Here is a 17,115-nt window from a genome sequence, read left to right as displayed (position 1 = left end):
GATTGGGACCGTACGCCTACACGGCCGACGCACGGTTCGCGCACATCGTGGCCGCCCGCACTCGACACCGGATACGGACCGTCATGGGCCGCCACCCGTTTGGAGTAATGCACTCATGCGAGTGAGTGAGTCGTATGACGATCAGTCTGTTTGCAGAGCGGTCTTGAGCCTGGCGCGGAGCAGCCGGACGGCCGGGGAGCGCTGGTCGGGGCGGGCGACCAGCCCGAGTCGGGCGTTGGTGCCGGCGTCGGTGAGCGGGACGGCCCGCAGCCCGGGGTCCTCGACGGCGGAGGCGCTGAGCACCGCGACCCCGGCGCCGCGCTCGGCCAGCCGGAGCACCGCCACCGGCGAACTGGCCTCGATGTCCACCCGTGGGTCCAGGCCCAGCTGCGCGCAGGAGTGGTCGTAGGCGGCCCGGAGCCCGGTGCCCGGGGAGAGGCAGAGGATCTTCTCGCCGCGCAGGTCGGAGAGCTGCAGCTCCGCCCGGTCGAGGGGGTGCCCGGCCGGGACGACTGCGGCGATCGGGTCGTCGATGACGACGGTGACCTCCAGGCCCGGGGAGACCTCGCCCGCGTAGCCGATCAGGGCGAGGTCCAGGGAGCCGGCCAGGACCTGGGACTGGAGCAGGTCGGAGTGGCCCTCGTGCAGGCTCAGCTCGACGCCGGGGTGGGTGCGGCCGAGGTCGGCGACGGTGTCCAGGAAGGGCCGGATCGCGCAGCCCATGATCATGCCGAGCCGGACCCGGCCACGGACGGCGTCGGCGAACTCGGCGGCGGTGTGCCGGATGGCGTCCAGCGTGGCCAGGGCGTTCCTGGCGAGCGGGAGGATCGCCTCGCCCGCCGGGGTGAGGCGCACCTTCCGACCGGACCGGTCGAGCAGCTGCTGATCCAACTCGTGCTCCAGCTTGGCCACTTGGGTGCTGACACCGGACTGACTGACGTGCAACCGGGCGGCGGCGGCCGTGAAGGAGCCCTCGTCGACGACGGCGGCGAAGTAGCGCAGCTGGTGCATCTCCATATCCGATGATGATAGCTGGCATCGGATCTATCTGTTGGACGGATGGGTGGCCGCTCGGAAGGATGGAGGCATGACGACGACGAAGAGTGCACGCGAGCTGGCCGAGACCTACTTCACCGCCTGGGAGGCGGGCGACTTCGACACCCTCCGGGGCCTGCTGGCCGAGGACGTGGACTTCGTCGGAGCGCTCGGCACGGCCTCGGGGATCGACGAGGCGCTGGGCGGGCTGCGGGGGCTCGGGCAGGTGCTGGAGAAGATCGACATCAAGGTCCGGGTCGCGGACGGGGATGACGTGATCACCTGGTTCGAGCTGTGCACGAGCGTTGCGCCGCCGGCGCCGACGGCGAACTGGATGCACGTGGAGAACGGGAAGATCGCGCGGATCCGGGTGACCTTCGACCCGCGCGGGCTGCTGGCGGGCTTCGAGAAGAAGGCCTGAGAAGGGCCGAGGGAGCGGGCAGAACAGCGGGGGCCGTCATCGCCGCGGGCCGCCTGATGCCCGTACGGCCGGGCCACGGTGCCGTGGCCCGGCCGCCCCCACCTCACTTACACAGCGCCGCATCCACCGCGTCCGCCACGTGCTGCTTGACCTCCTCCACCGGCTGCTCGGTCACCGTCACGTTCGCCGCCCGGCCGTCCTCCGTCACCCCGCCCCGGCTCACGTACCCCGGCAACGTCCCGCCGTGCCCCCAGTACAGCCCCCCGCAGGACAGCGGCCGGCTCGCGAGCCCCAGTCCGTACCTCGCCCCCGGCCCCAGGTACGGCGCCGGGACCGTCGTCCGCATCTGCGCCAGCTGTGCCGGGGGCAGCAACCGCCCGCCGATCAACGCCGCGAAGAACCGGTTCAGGTCCGTGTTCGTCGACACCATCGCGCCCGCCGCCCACGCCCAGGACGGGTCCATCTCCGTGATGTCCTGCAGCGGTCCACCCGCCTGCTCCCGCACGTACCCGTGCGGGTGCCGCTCCCGGATGCCCGTGTCCCCCTGCGCCGGGAAGTACGTGTGCCGCAGACCCGCCTTGTCGATCACCCGCTTGGTGACCTCCTCCCCCAGCGGCCGTCCGGTCACCCGCTGCACGATCAACCCCGCCACCACGTAACCGGTGTTGCTGTACTTCCAGCCCGCCCCCGGCGCGAAGTCCGGCTTGTGCGCCAGCGCGATGTCCAGCAGCTGACGCGGCTCGATGTACTGGTCCGGCCCGGAGGTGTCCAGGAAGTCCGTGTAGTTCGGCAGTCCACTGGTGTGCTGGAGCACCTGCCGCACGGTGATCCTCCGCCCGTCGATCCCGTCCCCGTGCACGACGCCCGGCAGGTACGTGTCCACCGAGGCGTCCAGGTCCACCTTCCCCTCCGCCGCCAACTGCAGCACCACGACCGCCACGAAGCTCTTCGTGTTGCTGCCGATCCGGAACTGCCCGTCGACCGGCACCCTCACGCCCGTCGCCGTATCCCCCACACCCGCCGTGTAGTTGTGCGTCCGGCCGTCCCTCCCCTGCACGGCCGCCAACACCCCCGGCACGCCGTCCCCCTTCACCAGCGCATCGAGCCGCTGCTGCACCACATCCGCCTTCGCCGCCCCGAGCTCGGGCGCGGGCGCGGGCGCGGTCACGGGCGCAGCGATCGCGGGCGAGGCGAGCAGACCAACGGAGAGCGCCACGGTCGCGGCCAGAGCTCCGCGTCGAAACCGGTACCGGACAAGCGAGTTCACTGGGCGTCTCCTCAAGCGGACGTACACGGATGACCAACTCGCGCCAGCACACCACGCGCCCCCACCGCCCGCCGTCCCCTCTCAGGACGACCGCCCCCCGCCGTCCTCGTCCTGACGGCGTATCGGCGACCCTGAGTCCATGAAGATCGCCGCCGCCCAGCTGTCCTGCGTCCCCGCCGACATCCCCGCCAACGTCCGGCAGCTCGTCGCCCTCGCCGAACGGGCCCGCGCCCAGGGCGCCGAGCTGATCGTCCACCCCGAACTGGCCCTCACCGGCTACGAAATCGACGCCCTGGCCGCCGACCCCCGGCTCCGGGTCACCCCCGACGACCCCCGCCTCGACGCCCTCCGGGCCACCGGCATCGCCACCGTCCTCAACTGCGCCGTCCCCACCGACGGCCCGCTCCCCGCCATCGGCAGCTACGTCTACGGGCCCGACGGCGAACTGCTCACCCGCTACCTCAAGCAGCACCTCTACGAGAACGAGCAGGGCGTCTTCAGCCCCGGCGCCCGGGATGGCCGGTTCACCCTCGGCGGCCTCCGCTTCGCCCTCGCCACCTGCTTCGACAACCACTTCCCCGACCTCACCGCCCGCGGCGCCGCCGACGGCTGCGACGTCCACCTGGCCAGTTCCCTCTACGGCACCGGCAACGGCGTCCACGAGCGCGCCACCGTCTACCCGGGCATCGCCAGATCCACCGGCCTGTACGTCGTCCTGGCCAACCACGTCGGCCCGGCCGGCCCCTGGACCGGCTGCGGCGGCGCCGCCCTCTGGGCCCCCGACGGCACCCTCCTCACCGAGGCCGACGACCGCAGCACCACCGTCGCCGTCGCCGACGTCCCCTGACCTGCCCTGGCCGGCCCGGCCAGGGCAGGCCCGGTCAGGGCAGGCCCGGTCAGGTCATCGGACCGCGAGCACCGCTCACCCGTGTGAGGCACCGATGGGTGTTCGCACCCGCCCCGCCACCCCCGGGCCGCGTCGACCCCCCTGACCTGGGACGAGTCACCCCACCGCCCGCGACCCGGTTCCGGAACCCCCGCTTCCCCTAGTCCCGGGCCCGGTGCCGCGCGATGATCCCCCCACGGACCCGCGCCACGCAGGCCTCCGTACCGGCCGTTTCACCTGATGGGGTGGGAATGACCTCGATCGACACAACCGCGAACGACGGCGTGAGCGACGACCCGACCGGCAGCGAAGCCTCGACACCGACCACCGGCTACACCTGGTCCGGGCTGGACCAGGACTTCGCCGGGCAGGTCGCGGCGGTCGCCGCGACCCCGCAGGGCGGCGAACTGGCCCACTCCCTGGTCGCCGAGGTCACCCTCGGCCAGCCGCGGACCCTCGGCCTCCCACTCCTCCTGCACGCCCACCGCCGCCGGGAACTGGACGAGCTCGTCGCCGCCTACCACCGCATGATCGAGACCATCACCGCCGCCTGGGACCACGACGCGGAGCTGCGCGCCGTCCTGACCGTCCCCGCGGCGCTGCTCCCGCACGTGACCGCGGCCCGGGACACCCGGGTGCACCTGCTGCGACTCGACCTGCTCCCCCAACCCGACGGCACCCTGCGGGTGTTGGAGACCAACGCCAACTGCCCCGGCGGCCTGCCCAACGCGGGCCAGGCCCGCGCCGCCTGGCGGCCCCTGCTCACCGGGTACGGCATCGCCCTGCCCCCGCCGCTGCCCGCCGACGACCCGGTCTGGGCCGGCCGCTGGCTCACCGAGCTCGCCGAACAGCACACCGGCACCCGGCCGGAGACCGTCGTCCTGTTCCAGCCGCGGGACAGCTACCGCCGCGACGTCCCGGTCTACGACGCCGCCCTGACCGCCCTCGGCGTCCGCGTCCTGCACGCCGACCCCCGCGAGCTGCGCACCGACCCGCACCGCGGCGTCACCCTGCACGGGGAACCGGTGCGGCACGCCTACGCCAAGGTCGGCATCCAGGCCCTGCTGCGGATGGGCGACGAGGCCGAGCCCTTCCTCCGCGCCGTCCGGGAGGGCACCCTCTTCGTCCAGAACGGCCTGCGCGGACGGCTGATCGGCGACAACAAGCTCTGCCTCGCGGTCCTCTCCGACCCCCGCTTCACCCACCTCTTCGACCCGGCCGACCACCGGCTCGTCCACCCCGCCATCCCGTGGTCGCGCAACATCGCCCACTGCGACCCGGCCACCCTGCGCCGGATCACCCTGGACCGCACCGGCCACGTCCTCAAGCGCCCCCTGGACACCCGCGGGCACGGCGTCGTCATCGGCAAGGAGAGCACGGACACCACCTGGGAGGCCGCCGTCGGCCAGGCCGTCGCCGAGGGCTGGCTCGTCCAGGAGTACCTCAGCAGCCCCCACCTGCCCACCACCGGCGCCACCGACGGGCCCGCCCCGCGCCACGACATCGCCCTCGGCGCCGTCAACGGCCGGATCGCCTCCGCCTTCGCCCGCACCAGCCACGAGGAACGCCACAACGCCGCCCTCTCCGCCGTCCCGCACCCGGTGTACCTCTAACTCCCGGGCCGGGGGCGGGACGTCGGCCCGGTCGACGGGCCGCTCCCGGCCGACGTCCTGTGGCCAGCCGACGCCCCGCTCCCGGCCGGATCCCCGAACAGTGCTCAGTCGCCGGAGCGGATCGGCTCGCCCGTCCGGTGCAGATGGGTCAGGATCTCGCGGTACGAGCGGAGCAGGCCCGTCTCGTAGTACGGGATGCCCTTCTCCGCGCAGAACTCCCGGGTGATCCGGGCGGCCCGCCCCAGCGCGGGGGTCGGCATGCTGGGGAAGAGGTGGTGCTCCACCTGGTAGTTGAGGCCCCCCATCACCGCGTCGAGCACCGCACCGCCGCGCACGTTGCGCGAGGTGAGCACCTGGCGGCGCAGGAAGTCGAGCCGCAGTTCCGGGGTCACCATCAGCATGCCCTTGTGGTTCGGGGCGAAGACGCAGCCCAGGTAGACGCCGAGCAGCGCCTGGTGCACGGCGAGGAAGGCGACCGCCTTGCCGAGCGGCAGCGCGGCGAGGACCAGGCCGAAGTAGGCCGCGAAGTGGACCACCAGCAGCACGCCCTCCAGCACCGGCCGCTTCACCGCCGGGCCGCGCAGCGCGCGGAAGCTGTTGAAGCTGAGGTTGGGGCCCTCCAGCAGGAGCAGCGGGAAGAACAGGTACGCCTGCCGGCGGCCGATGAAGCGGGCGAGGCCGCCGGCCTCCCGGGCCTGCCGCTGGGACCACACCACGAGGTCGGGCGAGACGTCCGGGTCCCGGGTCTCGTGGTTGGGGTTGGCGTGGTGGCGGGTGTGCTTGTTCATCCACCAGCCGTAGCTCATGCCCATCAGCAGATTGGCGGCGATCCGGCCGCCGATCTCGCTCGGCAGGCGGCGACTGAACACCTGACGGTGCGCCAGATCGTGGGAGAGCAGGGCGACCTGGGCGAAAACGACCGACATCCCGGCGGCCAGGGCGAGTTGCCACCAGGTGTCGCCCAGCGCGAACAGCGCGTACCAGCCGCCGAGGAACGCGGCGAGCACCAGGCCCACGCGGACGGCGTAGTAGCCGGGGCGCCGGTCGAGCAGTCCCTCGGCGGCCATCCGGCGGCTCAGCTGGGCGAAGTCGCTGCCGCCGGGCCCGGGTTGCCGGGCGGCGGCCGGCGGGGCCGCGGGGATCGCTGTCACGGGCTGTGTGGGCATGCCCCGAGTCTGCTGCGCCAGGGCGGGCCGCCAGAACGGGGAAAGCACCCCTCCCGTACGGGTGTTAACCCCCGCACCGGAAGGGGTGCCGGCCCCGGCCGGTGCGGGCCGTCACCGGCCGCCCGCAGCCGTCACCGATCGGACGGCTGCCGGAACAGCTCGTCCAGATGGTGGTCGAGGACCGCCTGCGCCTGCTCCCCGGTGCGCTGGCCGCCCAGGACGCTGGAGCCGAGCCCGTTGACCATCGCCAGCAGCCCGGCGGCGGCCATCTCCACGTCCCGCCCCGGCGCGATCCCGCCCGCCTGCTGGGCCGCGCGCAACTGCTTGACCAGGAAGCCCTCCAGGACGACCGGCGGTTGGGCGGCCTGCCGCTCCAGCACCTCGGGATCGCTGAGCACCAGGGCGTAGTACGCCGCGTAGGTCCGGGTGATCCGGCGGCTCTCGGCGTCCGTCGGCAGGATGCAGGACAGGATCGCGGTGACCACCTCCCGGGGGCCGCGCGCCTCGCCGATCCAACGCTGCATCCGGGCCTGGAGCTGGGTGCCGAGCCGGGCCAGGGCGTCCAGCAGCAGGCCCTGCTTGGTCGTGAAGTAGTACTGGACGAGCCGCAGCGAGACGCCCGCCTCGGTGGCGACCGCCCGCATGCTGGCCGACTGCAGGCCCTCGGTGTCGGCGATCCGCAGCAGGGCCTCGGCGATCTGCCGCCGGCGCTCCTCGTGGTCGGGCTTGCCCGCCGGCTCCGGCTTGCCCACCGACCCTGGCCTGTCCGCCGGCTCGGGCCTGCCCGCCGAACTCTCCGTCATGACGTGGCCTCCATGGTTCGCCCTCCCACTCCTGGTACACACGTATCATGCCTGTGATACACATGTACCATGCGAATCAGCGAGTTCACCGACGGCAAGGCCGAAGCCCGCTTCCGCACCACCTACGAACGCGCGCTGACCCAGCTCTGGCCCGGACAGCGCAGCCCGCTCGACATCCCGACCGGCTTCGGCACCACCCGCGTCCAGCGCACCGGCCCCGCCCACGGACAGCCGGTCGTCCTCCTCCCCGGCTCCGGCGGCAACGCCCTGATGTGGCACGCGTACGTCGAGCGGCTCGCCGAACACCACCCCGTCATCGCCGTGGACACCGTCGGCGAACCCGGCGCCAGCGTGCAGACCGCCCCGATCAAGGACGGCCACGACGCCGCCGACTGGCTGGAGGAACTCCTCCGCGCCCTCGACGTCCCGGCCGCCCACGTGGTCGGCTGCTCCTACGGCGGCTGGATCGCCCTCCACCACCAACTCCGCCACCCCGGCCGGACCACCAGCCTCACCCTGGTCGACCCGGCCGGCCTCGCCGACGTCGGCCGGCGCTTCTACACCTGGATCATCCTCGGCGGCCTCGCCGCCCTGGCCCCACGGCCGCTCCGCCCCCGGCTGGCCAAGGCGCTCGGCAACAGCGCCCTCCTGGAGACCGAGCTGATGACCCTGATGCGGGCCTCGACCGGCTTCCGCCGCCGACTGCCCCCGGCCACCACCCTGGACGACGCCGACCTGGCCCGGCTGAGCGCCCCCGCGCTCTTCCTGCTCGGCGAACGCAGCGCCCTGCACGACGCCCGGGCCGTCGCCGAACGACTGCACCGACTCGCCCCGGCCGCCCGGACCGAGATCGTCCCCGGCGCCGGGCACTCGCTGACCACCGACGCCCCGGCGGCCGTCCTCGACGGAATCCTCGGCATGGCGGCGCAGCAGGCCCGTTGACCGACGTATCGCCGCGGGTCAGCCCTGCTGCGGCGGACGGCGGCGCATGCTCAGCAGCAGCAGGACCACCGCCGTCAGCACCGCCGCGGTCCGCAGCACGCCCGGCGCCATCGACCAGCTGAACTGGCCCAGCGGGGAACCGCCGTGCACCCCGGCCCCGCCGCCACCGGCGGCACCGGCCTCCTTGGCGTGCTGCATCGCGAGCAGGGCGGTCACGCTCATCGTGATCAGCGGGATCCCGAGGATCACGAACTTACGGGTGAGATCCGAGAGTTGACGCGACAGGTAGCCGAGCCCCCAGCCCGCCAGCATGGCCGGGAAGAAGCCGGAGATCGCGCCGCCGACCAACAGACCGCAGGACAGCAGGATCAGCGGGGACGGCCTCCGGGCGCCCTTGCCCGCGCCTCCCGCACCCTTGCCCGCCCCCTTGTTCGCGCCCGCCCCGCCGGCGGGCGCGGCCTTGGCCTTCCGCTGCCGCCGCTTCGACCCCACCGCCGCCTGGTCCACCGGCGGTCGCTGCGCCGCCGCCTGGTCCACCGGCGGTCGCTGCGCCGCCTCCTCCTCCGCCGCACGCTGCTCGGGGATCACCTTCGGCGCGGCCTGCGGGGTGTCCGAGAAGTCGAGCATCGTCATCGTCCACGGGCTCGAACTCTGCACCATCGGCGAGGGGATCACCTCCGACCCCTCCCCGGGCCCGGCGACCCCCGGCAGGTCCAGCGACACGTTCGGGATGCCGCCCGTCGACGGGCCGGACGGCGCGGCCGAACCCGCCGAGGGCCCGTACACGCTGTCCTCCACCGCCGGGGCCGGCGGCACCGACGGAGCCGCGGGAGGCGCCGCCGGAGCCGACGGAACGGCCGGTTCCGGCGCCCCCGCCCGCTCGCTCCACGGCCCGCTCTTGCGCCACCACTCGCCGTCCGTCATCACCGACACCCCGCCTCGCCCGTACCCGACCGCCGCCCTCGGCGGTGACGCTACCCACCGTGCCCCGCCCGCGCGAGTCCCGCCACCACCGATCGCCGGCCCCCGCCCGCCCACCGTCCGTGCACCGCCCTACCTGCGCACCGCCCGTGCAACGAGCGCCCCCACCGTCCGTGCTCCCGACTAACCTAGGTCGAATGACCACACAGCAGGGCCCCCGACGCCAGAGCAGGACGCCCGCCGGCCCGCGCACCCTCGCCGAGGAGCTGCGCGCCCGCCCCGACGACGCACTGGCCGCCCTGCTCCGGTCCCGTCCCGACCTGCTGAACCCCGTTCCCGGCGACCTCACCCAGCTGTCCGCCCGGCTGTCCTCGCGCGCCTCCGCACTGCGCTCCCTGGAGCGGCTCGACCGCTTCACCCTCCAGGTCGCCGAGGCGCTGGCGACCGCCCCGGACGGCACCGGCCTGACCACCGTCCGCACCCTGTTGACCGGCCCGGTCAAGGTCAAACCGCACCCCGGCGCCACCCCGCTCACCCCGGCCGACCGGTCCGCGGTCGCCGCCGCCCTCCCCCGCGCGATCGCCGCCCTGCGCGACCGGGCCCTGCTCTGGGGCCCCGACAACGGCCTGCGGCTGGTGCTCGCCGTCCGCGAGGCGCTCGCCCCGAGCGCCGTCAACCCCGGCCGCACCGGCCTCGGCCCGACCCTCGCCGACGCCACCACCGGGATGTCCCCGGCCCGGCTCCAGCAGCTGCTGGCCTCGGCCGGAGAGCCCGCCACCCCGGACCCGGTCACCGCCGTCGCCGCCCTGACCGCGCTGCTCACCGACCGCACCCGCTGCGCCGCGCTGCTCGACACCGCCCCCGAAGCCGCCCTGCGCCTGCTGGACCGGCTGGTCTGGGGCCCGCCCACCGGCACCGTCCCGGACGCCACCCGCCCGGTCACCGCCGAGGACGCACAGAGCCCGGTCGAATGGCTGCTGGCCCGCGGCCTGCTGCTGCCGACCAGCCCGGGCAGCGTGGTGCTGCCCCGTGAGCTGGCCCTGCACCTGCGCGGCGGCCGCACCCACCGCACCGTCGAACCGGTCCAGCCCGAGCCCGCGCCCGCCGCCGCCCCGCGCGACCCCCAGGTCGTGGACAGCGCCGCGGCCGGTCAGGCGCACACCGCCGTCCGGACCGTCGAGGAGCTGCTGGAGGCCTGGGGCCTCACCCCGCCGCCCACCCTGCGGGCCGGCGGCCTCGGCGTACGGGATCTCAAGCGCGCCGCCCAGACCCTGGAGAGCACCGAGCAGCAGGCCGCCTTCTGGCTCGAACTCGCCTACACCGCAGGCCTGTTGGCCCCCGACGGCGAAGCCGACGAGTGCTGGTCGCCGACCCCCGGGTACGACAGCTGGCTGCAGCTGGACACCGCCGAGCGCTGGTCCGTCCTGGCCGGCGCCTGGCTGGCCGCCACCCGCGTCCCCGCCCTCACCGGCACCCCGGACGGCAAGGGCAAGCCGCGCGCCGCCCTCGGCCCCGAACTCGACCGCACCCTCGCCCCGTCCGTCCGCCGTGCCGCCCTCGCGCTGCTCGCCGAACTCCCGCCCGGCACCCCGGCCACCGCCGAGGAACTGCTGCCCACCCTGCGCTGGCAGCGCCCGCTGCGCGGCGGCCCCACCAACCCGGACGGCCACGAGCTGCGCGACGACCTCACCGCCTGGACGCTCACCGAGGCCGAACTGCTCGGCGTCACCGGCCGCGGCGCCCTGGCCGCACCCGCCCGCGCCCTGCTCACCGCCGAGTCCGACCCGGCCGAGGTGCTCGCCCCGCTGCTGCCGCAGCCGCTGGACCACGTGATCCTCCAGCCGGACCTCACCGCGATCGCCCCCGGCCCGCTGCTCACCCCGCTCGCCCACGCGCTCGCGCTCTGCGCCGACATCGAGTCCAAGGGCGGCGCCACCGTCTACCGCTTCACCCCGACCTCGGTGCGCCGCGCCCTGGACGCCGGCCGCACCGCCGCCGACCTGCAGACCTTCCTGGCCCAGCACAGCCGCACGCCCGTCCCCCAGCCGCTCGCCTACCTGATCGACGACGTCGCCCGCCGGCACGGCATCCTGCGGGTCGGCGCGGCCTCCTCCTACCTGCGCTGCGACGACCCGTCGCTGCTGAACGAGGTGCTCGCCGACCGCCGCACCGCCGACCTGCGGCTCCGGCTGCTCGCCCCCACCGTCCTCGCCGCCCAGGCCGCCCCGGACGTCCTGCTCGCCGCCCTGCGCACGATGGGCTACGCCCCGGCCGCCGAGTCCGCCGAGGGCGACGTGCTGATCACCCGCCCGAACAGCCGCCGCACCCCGCCGCGCACCGCCCCCCCCCCCGTCCCCGACGGCCCGCCCGCCCCCGACGACACCCTGCTCGCCGCCGCGATCAAGGCCATCCGGGCCGGCGACCGCGCCGCCACCGCCACCCGCCGCGAGCCGACCCCCGACCCGCGCCAACTCCCCCGCACCGCCGCCGCGGAGACCCTCGCCGCCCTCCAGACCGCCGTCCTGCTGGGCGAACGCATGTGGATCGGCTACCTCAACGCCGAGGGCATCGCCAGCCAGCGCATCATCGACCCGGTCAAGGTCGAAGGCGGCTACGTCACCGCCTTCGACCACCACGCCGACGAACTCCGCACCTTCGCCCTGCACCGCATCACCGGCGTCGCGGAGCTGGACGAGTAGCAGGCCCCGACGGGGCGTCAGTGCCCCGTCGACTCCTTCATCTTCTGCTTGACGGCCTGGTCCGCCAGGCTGCCGATCTGGCCCTGTCCGACCGGCAGCGAGCCGCCGCCGACCTGGTCGGCGATCAGGAATCCGGGGGCGGCCAGCAGCCCCCCGGGCCCCTCGCCGATCCCGGCGAGGGCGTGGGCGGAGCCGGCCGAGGAGGCGGTGGCCGCGAAGGCCGTGCCCATCAGGGCGAGGGCGGTCAGAACGCGCTTCGAGTTCTTCATGCCCGGCCCAACGAGCGAGCCCGGACCGTGGTCACTCGAAGCGGCCTCCCACGTACCGCCCGGGATGAGCGACACTGGAGGGTCTGCGTCGGGCCCGGTCCCCCCGGATCCGGTCCCGCAGCCAGTCAGCCTGTCAGCCAGTGGAGGGCTCCCCCGCGTGAACGACGGACCGCTCATCGTCCAGAGCGACAAAACTCTTCTCCTGGAGATCGATCACCCCAAGGCCGCCGACTGCCGCCGCGCCATCGCACCGTTCGCCGAGCTGGAGCGGGCGCCCGAGCACGTGCACACGTACCGGGTGACGCCGCTCGGGCTGTGGAACGCGCGGGCGGCCGGGCACGACGCCGAGCAGGTGGTCGACGCCCTGGTGACGTACTCGCGCTACCCGGTGCCGCACGCGCTGCTGGTGGACGTGGCGGACACCATGGGCCGCTACGGCCGGCTCCAGCTCAGCAAGCACCCCGTCCACGGGCTGGTGCTGACCACCACCGACCGCCCGGTGCTGGAGGAGGTGCTGCGCTCCAAGAAGATCGTCCCGCTGGTCGGCGCCCGGGTCGACCCGGACACCGTGGTGGTGCACCCCTCCGAGCGCGGCCAGATCAAGCAGGTGCTGCTCAAACTCGGCTGGCCCGCCGAGGACTTCGCCGGGTACGTCGACGGCGAGGCGCACCCGATCGAGCTGGAGCAGGACGGCTGGCAGCTGCGCCCGTACCAGGCGCAGGCCGTCGAGGGCTTCTGGCACGGCGGCTCCGGCGTCGTGGTGCTGCCCTGCGGCGCCGGCAAGACGCTGGTCGGCGCCGCCGCGATGGCGGAGGCCAAGTCGACCACGCTGATCCTGGTCACCAACACCGTCTCGGCCCGCCAGTGGAAGCACGAGCTGGTCAAGCGCACCTCGCTGACCGAGGACGAGATCGGCGAGTACAGCGGCACCAGGAAGGAGATCCGCCCGGTCACCATCGCCACGTACCAGGTGATGACCACCAAGCGGAAGGGCGTCTACGCCCACCTGGAGCTGTTCGACGCCCGCAACTGGGGCCTGGTCGTCTACGACGAGGTGCACCTGCTGCCCGCGCCGGTGTTCAAGTTCACCGCCGACCTCCAGGCCCGCCGCCGGCTCGGCCTGACCGCCACCCTGGTGCGCGAGGACGGCCGCGAGGGCGACGTGTTCAGCCTGATCGGCCCGAAGCGCTTCGACGCACCCTGGAAGGAGATCGAGGCCCAGGGCTACATCGCGCCCGCCGACTGCTGCGAGGTGCGGGTCACCCTGACCGACTCCGAGCGGCTCGCCTACGCGACCGCCGAGCCGGAGGAGCGCTACCGCTTCTGCGCGACCACCGCGACCAAGCGGCGGGTGGTGGAGGCGCTGGTCAAGAAGCACGAGAAGGACCAGACGCTGATCATCGGCCAGTACATCGACCAGCTGGACGAGCTCGGTGAGGCCCTGGACGCGCCCGTGATCAAGGGCGAGACCAGCAACGCCCAGCGCGAGAAGCTCTTCGACGCCTTCCGGAACAAGGAGATCGGCGTCCTGGTGGTCTCCAAGGTCGCCAACTTCTCGATCGACCTGCCCGAGGCGACGGTCGCCATCCAGGTCTCCGGGACCTTCGGCTCGCGCCAGGAGGAGGCCCAGCGCCTCGGCCGCGTCCTGCGCCCCAAGGCGGACGGGCACTCGGCGCACTTCTACTCGGTGGTCGCCCGGGACACCGTGGACCAGGACTTCGCCGCCCACCGGCAGCGCTTCCTGGCCGAGCAGGGCTACGCGTACCGGATCATCGACGCGGACGACGTGCTCTAGAGACGTGCCCTAGACAGGTTCAGTACCGGACACCGTCGCGCCCGAGGAAGATCACCCGCGCGGCGGTGTCCAGCACGATCCCGACGTTGCGCACGGCGGTGCTCAGCGGATTGCGGTGGTGGCGGCCCTGGACGGCGGTCGCGCCGGCCGGGCCCGAACGGGGGGTGGGGGTTTCGCTGCTCATGTCTTCCACGGTAGGCACCCGACCGGCCCACGGCATCACTCCAAAGGCCGCATCCACCGCGACGCCCGTCCTCCTCCGGGTGTACCCGCGACCCTGAGACCTGCGGGGCTGGAACCCCGAGGCCGACGGGTCTAAGATCGTCCGTCTGCCCCCTCCCGAACCGTGGTACCTGCTGACGTCCGCAGGCAGCCGGGGGAGGCGCCGACCGCACGGCAACCGGTCGGCTGTACCCCACCGTGAGCTCCATCGATCCGCTGCGCCCGCCACCGGGGCAGCCGGGAAGGTTCGCTGTGCCCGCCACCCCCACCACCGACCCCCTCCAGCGCGAACGCGACCACCTGGCCGCCTCCCGGTCCGCGCTGCGGGCCATGCGCGAGGACGTCCAGTCGCTGGACATCCGCGACGTGACCGGCTCCTGGGTCACCGCCGTCATCCTGCAGAACCAGATCGAGGCCAGGATCGCCGCCCTGGCCGACCTCTCCGACACCCCGCTGTTCTTCGGCCGCCTCGACTACCTGCACGCGGTCAGCGAGGAGCTGAGCGAAGGGGGCGGCGGGGAGAACTTCTACATCGGCCGCCGGCACGTCCACGACGCCGACGGCGACCCGATGGTGATCGACTGGCGCGCGCCGGTCTCCCAGCCGTTCTACCGGGCCAGCCGCACCGAGCCGATGGACGTCGAGCGCCGCCGCCGCTTCGGCTACACCGGCGGCGAGCTCACCGCCTACGAGGACGAGCACCTCACCGACCCGGCGGAGACGGACACCGCCTCCGCACTGCTCGCCGCCGAGATCGAGAAGCCCCGCGTCGGCCCGATGCGCGACATCGTCGCCACCATCCAGCCCGAGCAGGACGAGATCGTCCGCTCCGACATCACGGGCACCATCTGCGTCCAGGGGGCGCCCGGCACCGGGAAGACCGCCGTCGGCCTGCACCGCGTCGCGTACCTGCTGTACGCCCACCGGGAGCGGCTGGCCCGCACCGGCACCCTGGTGATCGGCCCGAACAACGCCTTCCTCTCCTACATCGAGCAGGTCCTCCCGGCGCTCGGCGAGCTGGAGGTCGGCCAGGCCACCGTGCAGCAGCTGGTCGCCCACGTCGAGGTGCGGGGCGAGGACACCCCGGAGGCGGCCCGGCTGAAGGGCGACGCCCGGATGGCCGAGGTGCTGCGCCGGGCCGTACGGGCCGGCATCACGCTGCCCACCGAGCCCTGCGTGGTGGTCCGCGGCTCCCGCCGCTGGCGCGTCCCGGTGTACGAACTGGTCGAGATCATCGAGGAGTTGAAGGGCCGCGAGATCCGCTACGGCGCCGCCCGGGACGCCCTGCCGCAGCGCATCTCGCACGCCGTGCTGCTGAAGATGGAGCAGGGCGGCGAGGCCCCGGACGACCGGGTGCAGGACGCGGTGGCCCGCAACGCCGCGGTCAAGGCGGTGGTCAAGGAGTGCTGGCCGGCCGTCGACCCGGCCAAGCTGGTGCTGCGGCTGCTCTCCGACCCGGAGTTCCTGGCCGAGTGCGCCGAGGGCGTGCTGACCGCCGAGGAGCAGCGGACGGTGCTCTGGCCCAAGCCCGGCCGCTCGGTGAAGACCGCGCGCTGGACACCGGCCGACGCCGTCCTGGTCGACGAGGCGACCGACCTGGTGCAGCGCACCCCCTCGCTCGGGCACGTGGTGCTGGACGAGGCCCAGGACCTCTCGCCGATGCAGTACCGCGCCGTCGGCCGCCGCTGCACCACCGGCTCGGCCACCGTCCTCGGCGACCTCGCCCAGGGCACCACCCCGTGGGCGACGGCCAGTTGGCCCGAGGCGCTGCGCCACCTGGGCAAGCCGGAGGCGCACATCGAGGAGCTGACCAAGGGCTTCCGGGTGCCCGAGGAGGTCATCGTGTACGCCTCCCGGCTGCTGCCCGCGATCGCCCCCGGCCTGGCCCCGGCCACCTCGGTCCGCGACGCGCCCGGCTCGCTGGAGATCCGCCGGGTCGAGGAGGCCGAGGCGTGGGAGGAGGCCGTCCTGGCGGCCTGCCGGGAGGCGCTGGAGCACGAGGGCTCGACCGGCCTGATCGCCGCCGACGCCCGGATCCCGCGGCTCGGCGAGCTGCTCACGGCGGCCGGGCTGCCGCACCTCTCCCCCGGCACCGAGACCAGCGCCGACGCCCGGCTGACCCTCGTCCCGGCCTCGCTCGCCAAGGGTCTGGAGTACGACTACGTGGTGCTGGACGAGCCGGCCGCGGTGATCGCCGGGGAGCCGGACGAGCGGACCGGCCTGCGCCGGCTGTACGTGGCGCTCACCCGCGCCGTCTCCGGGCTGACGGTGCTGCACCGCGAGCCGCTGCCCGAGCAGCTCGGCTGAGCGCTGTCCGGTCGGGACGCGGAAGGGGCCGGCCACCGGGAGGCCCCTTCCGCCGTGGTTCACGCGTCGATCAGCGCCCGCCACTCGGCGACCTTGGCCGCGTCCACCGGCGTCCGCCAGCCGTCGGCCCGCACCGCGCCGCCGACGTGGAAGGCGTCGAAGCCCTCCGCCCGCAGCTCCTTGAGGTGCTCGGCCCGCAGGCCGCCGCCGATCAGGATCCGCTGGGTGTAGCCCGGCTCGCCGCGGCGGGCCAGCTCGGCGGCGAGCACCTCGCGCCCGGCGTCCACCCCGGCCGCCGCGCCGGAGGTGAGGAAGGTGTCCAGCCCGGGCAGCGCGCCGACGGCGGCCCGCAGGGCGGCCCGGTCGGCGCTGTGGTCGATCGCCCGGTGGAAGGTCCAGCGGCAGCCGGCGATCGCCTCGGCGACGGTCGTGGTGGCGGCCAGGTCGACGGCGCCCTCGGCGTCCAGGAAGCCGAGCACGAACTCCTCGGCGCCCTCGGCCCGCAGCGCGGCGGCCCGGGCGCACAGCTCGTCCAGGTCGCCGGGGGCGAAGCCGTCCCGGATCCGGAGCATCACGCGCAGCGGGATGCCGACGGCGGCCCGGATCCGGGCGAAGTCCTCGACCGAGGGGGTGAGTCCGTCGGCGGCCATGTCGGTGACCAGTTCGAGCCGGTCGGCGCCGCCCGACTCGGCAGCCTGGGCGTCCTGGGGCGTCAGCGCGATGACTTCGAAAATTGGTCTAGACATATCAGATAGCCTGCCACATCCCC

Annotated in this window: 15 protein-coding genes; 7 read left to right on the top strand and 8 right to left on the bottom strand. The window is 74.2% G+C overall.

The genetic code is table 11. From position 1 onward, the window contains the following. Window positions 1-141: 141 nt before the first annotated feature. Window positions 142-1,017 carry a LysR family transcriptional regulator gene (locus ABTZ03_RS33170; RefSeq protein WP_350516856.1) on the bottom strand — a complete coding sequence of 292 codons (876 nt, stop codon included), beginning with the start codon at window positions 1,015-1,017 and terminating at the stop codon, window positions 142-144. 70 nt (window positions 1,018-1,087) lie between these two features. Here ABTZ03_RS33170 and ABTZ03_RS33165 point away from each other — a divergent pair, with 70 nt between their 5' ends. Next, window positions 1,088-1,456, top strand: a complete 369-nt coding sequence (locus ABTZ03_RS33165; protein ID WP_350516855.1) for a nuclear transport factor 2 family protein — start codon at window positions 1,088-1,090, stop codon at window positions 1,454-1,456. Window positions 1,457-1,559: 103 nt separating this feature from the next. On the opposite strand, the gene ABTZ03_RS33160 is transcribed toward ABTZ03_RS33165, so the two are convergent. After that, on the bottom strand, window positions 1,560-2,672 hold the full coding sequence (locus ABTZ03_RS33160; protein WP_350516854.1) for a serine hydrolase domain-containing protein: 1,113 nt from the start codon (window positions 2,670-2,672) through the stop codon (window positions 1,560-1,562). A 190-nt stretch (window positions 2,673-2,862) separates the two neighbouring features. Between ABTZ03_RS33160 and ABTZ03_RS33155 the strand changes: the two genes are divergently transcribed. Both ABTZ03_RS33155 and ABTZ03_RS33150 read left to right on the top strand, forming a co-directional pair. Continuing rightward, a complete protein-coding gene (locus ABTZ03_RS33155) occupies window positions 2,863-3,570 on the top strand; it encodes a carbon-nitrogen hydrolase family protein (protein WP_350516853.1) in 708 nt (235 codons plus the stop codon). 290 nt (window positions 3,571-3,860) lie between these two features. Then, window positions 3,861-5,222, top strand: coding sequence for an ATP-grasp domain-containing protein (locus tag ABTZ03_RS33150; RefSeq protein WP_350516852.1), 1,362 nt, complete (start codon window positions 3,861-3,863; stop codon window positions 5,220-5,222). 104 nt (window positions 5,223-5,326) lie between these two features. Here the strand turns inward: ABTZ03_RS33150 and ABTZ03_RS33145 are convergent, their stop codons facing one another. Next, a complete protein-coding gene (locus ABTZ03_RS33145; protein WP_350516851.1) occupies window positions 5,327-6,388 on the bottom strand; it encodes a fatty acid desaturase family protein in 1,062 nt (353 codons plus the stop codon). Window positions 6,389-6,519: 131 nt separating this feature from the next. Then, on the bottom strand, window positions 6,520-7,191 hold the full coding sequence (locus tag ABTZ03_RS33140) for a TetR/AcrR family transcriptional regulator (protein WP_350516850.1): 672 nt from the start codon (window positions 7,189-7,191) through the stop codon (window positions 6,520-6,522). A gap of 69 nt (window positions 7,192-7,260) precedes the next feature. On the opposite strand from ABTZ03_RS33140, the gene ABTZ03_RS33135 reads away from it, so the two are divergent. Further along, the gene (locus ABTZ03_RS33135; RefSeq protein ID WP_350516849.1) at window positions 7,261-8,133 is read left to right on the top strand and encodes an alpha/beta fold hydrolase; all 873 of its coding nucleotides are present in this window, start codon (window positions 7,261-7,263) and stop codon (window positions 8,131-8,133) included. A gap of 18 nt (window positions 8,134-8,151) precedes the next feature. Here ABTZ03_RS33135 and ABTZ03_RS33130 read toward each other — a convergent pair whose 3' ends face one another. Further along, a complete protein-coding gene (locus ABTZ03_RS33130; protein WP_350516848.1) occupies window positions 8,152-9,057 on the bottom strand; it encodes a hypothetical protein in 906 nt (301 codons plus the stop codon). Window positions 9,058-9,251: 194 nt separating this feature from the next. Here ABTZ03_RS33130 and ABTZ03_RS33125 point away from each other — a divergent pair, with 194 nt between their 5' ends. After that, window positions 9,252-11,753 (top strand): helicase-associated domain-containing protein, encoded by a 2,502-nt coding sequence (locus ABTZ03_RS33125; protein WP_350516847.1) that lies wholly within the window; start codon window positions 9,252-9,254, stop codon window positions 11,751-11,753. 17 nt (window positions 11,754-11,770) lie between these two features. Here ABTZ03_RS33125 and ABTZ03_RS33120 read toward each other — a convergent pair whose 3' ends face one another. Further along, window positions 11,771-12,022, bottom strand: coding sequence for a hypothetical protein (locus ABTZ03_RS33120; RefSeq protein WP_350516846.1), 252 nt, complete (start codon window positions 12,020-12,022; stop codon window positions 11,771-11,773). Window positions 12,023-12,179: 157 nt separating this feature from the next. Here ABTZ03_RS33120 and ABTZ03_RS33115 point away from each other — a divergent pair, with 157 nt between their 5' ends. Next, window positions 12,180-13,817, top strand: a complete 1,638-nt coding sequence (locus ABTZ03_RS33115) for a DNA repair helicase XPB (RefSeq protein ID WP_350516845.1) — start codon at window positions 12,180-12,182, stop codon at window positions 13,815-13,817. Between the two features lie 19 nt (window positions 13,818-13,836). Here the strand turns inward: ABTZ03_RS33115 and ABTZ03_RS33110 are convergent, their stop codons facing one another. Further along, window positions 13,837-14,001: a hypothetical protein gene (locus ABTZ03_RS33110; RefSeq protein ID WP_350516844.1), complete on the bottom strand. Its 165-nt coding sequence runs from the start codon at window positions 13,999-14,001 to the stop codon at window positions 13,837-13,839. 290 nt (window positions 14,002-14,291) lie between these two features. On the opposite strand from ABTZ03_RS33110, the gene ABTZ03_RS33105 reads away from it, so the two are divergent. Further along, a complete protein-coding gene (locus ABTZ03_RS33105; protein ID WP_350516843.1) occupies window positions 14,292-16,346 on the top strand; it encodes a HelD family protein in 2,055 nt (684 codons plus the stop codon). A 59-nt stretch (window positions 16,347-16,405) separates the two neighbouring features. On the opposite strand, the gene ABTZ03_RS33100 is transcribed toward ABTZ03_RS33105, so the two are convergent. Next, window positions 16,406-17,092: a copper homeostasis protein CutC gene (locus tag ABTZ03_RS33100; protein WP_350516842.1), complete on the bottom strand. Its 687-nt coding sequence runs from the start codon at window positions 17,090-17,092 to the stop codon at window positions 16,406-16,408. Window positions 17,093-17,115 lie beyond the last annotated feature (23 nt).

This window comes from Kitasatospora sp. NPDC096077, assembly GCF_040303245.1.
Classification (GTDB): Bacteria; Actinomycetota; Actinomycetes; order Streptomycetales; family Streptomycetaceae; genus Kitasatospora.
The sequence above is the reverse complement of the archived record's forward strand: the minus strand, read 5'-3'. Positions and strand labels throughout refer to the sequence as shown.